Origin of the sequence: Streptomyces niphimycinicus, from assembly GCF_018883605.1 — a bacterium.
Taxonomy (GTDB): Bacteria; Actinomycetota; Actinomycetes; order Streptomycetales; family Streptomycetaceae; genus Streptomyces; species Streptomyces niphimycinicus.
In genome coordinates this window covers 1-689 of the sequence record NZ_JAHLEM010000975.1, presented here as the reverse complement: position 1 = coordinate 689, position 689 = coordinate 1, and the positions used below count along the sequence as shown (strand labels likewise).

Annotated in this window: 1 protein-coding gene; it reads right to left on the bottom strand. The window is 71.3% G+C overall.

Annotation, left to right across the window (positions count from 1 at the left end):
- A partial coding sequence (locus KN815_RS46290; protein ID WP_216347783.1) for an acyl carrier protein occupies window positions 1–689 on the bottom strand: 689 nt, incomplete at both ends.

Here is a 689-nt window from a genome sequence, read left to right as displayed (position 1 = left end):
ACGCAGCGCCTGAACGGCCATGTGCAGGGCCACCAGCGACGACGAACACGCCGTGTCCACCGTCACCGCCGGGCCCTCGAGGCCGAAGGTGTACGCCACCCGCCCCGACACCACGCTCGCCGCGTTGCCCGTGCCCAGATGGCCCTCCAGGCCCTCGGGCGGGGTGGAGACGAGGGCCGCGTAGTCCTGTCCGTTGGTGCCCGCGAAGACACCGGTACGGCTGCCGCGCAGCGTGGCCGGGTCGATGCCCGCGCGCTCGAACGCCTCCCACGACGTCTCCAGCAGCAGCCGCTGCTGCGGGTCCATCGCCAGCGCCTCACGCGGCGAAATACCGAAGAACGACGCGTCGAAGTCCCCGGCGTCGTAGAGGAAACCGCCCTCACGCGCGTACGACGTCCCCTGACGGTCCGGGTCCGGGTCGTACAGCCCCGCAAGATCCCAGCCACGGTCGGACGGGAACTCCGCAATCGCGTCCCCACCCGCCGTCAGCAACTCCCACAGCTCTTCCGGCGACCGCACCCCACCCGGGAAACGGCAGCTCATCGCCACGATCGCGATCGGATCATCGGCCACCGCGACCGCAGGCGCGGCCACACCACCACTCACCGCAGCATCCGCGCCCAGCAACTCCGTGCGGAGGTGGTCGGCGAGGGCGGTGGCGTTCGGGTAGTCGTAGATGAGCGTGGCGG